Raw genomic sequence first — 697 nt, 5'->3', positions numbered from 1 at the left:
GGACATCAGCGCTATCTCTGCTCTCACTGCCGTAAAACATGGCAACTGCAGTTCACTTACACCGCTTCTCAGCCCGGTACGCACCAGAAAATCATTGATATGGCCATGAATGGCGTTGGATGCCGGGCAACAGCCCGCATTATGGGCGTTGGCCTCAACACGATTTTACGTCACTTAAAAAACTCAGGCCGCAGTCGGTAACCTCGCGCATACAGCCGGGCAGTGACGTCATCGTCTGCGCGGAAATGGACGAACAGTGGGGCTATGTCGGGGCTAAATCGCGCCAGCGCTGGCTGTTTTACGCGTATGACAGTCTCCGGAAGACGGTTGTTGCGCACGTATTCGGTGAACGCACTATGGCGACGCTGGGGCGTCTTATGAGCCTGCTGTCACCCTTTGACGTGGTGATATGGATGACGGATGGCTGGCCGCTGTATGAATCCCGCCTGAAGGGAAAGCTGCACGTAATCAGCAAGCGATATACGCAGCGAATTGAGCGGCATAACCTGAATCTGAGGCAGCACCTGGCACGGCTGGGACGGAAGTCGCTGTCGTTCTCAAAATCGGTGGAGCTGCATGACAAAGTCATCGGGCATTATCTGAACATAAAACACTATCAATAAGTTGGAGTCATTACCGACATTAAAAGTAACTTTTTTGAAATTAGAGATAATATTGGCACAGAAAATATATTCAG

Annotated in this window: 1 pseudogene; it reads left to right on the top strand. The window is 51.2% G+C overall.

The window, feature by feature from the left end:
• Window positions 1–623, top strand: a pseudogene (locus tag RHEIN_RS17990) (IS1-like element IS1A family transposase); the annotation flags it as partial.
• Window positions 624–697: the final 74 nt, after the last annotated feature.

Origin of the sequence: Rheinheimera sp. A13L (assembly GCF_000217935.1) — a bacterium.
Classification (GTDB): domain Bacteria; phylum Pseudomonadota; class Gammaproteobacteria; order Enterobacterales; family Alteromonadaceae; genus Pararheinheimera.
Note: the sequence above shows the minus strand (reverse complement) of the source record. Positions and strands in the feature narration are given on the sequence as shown.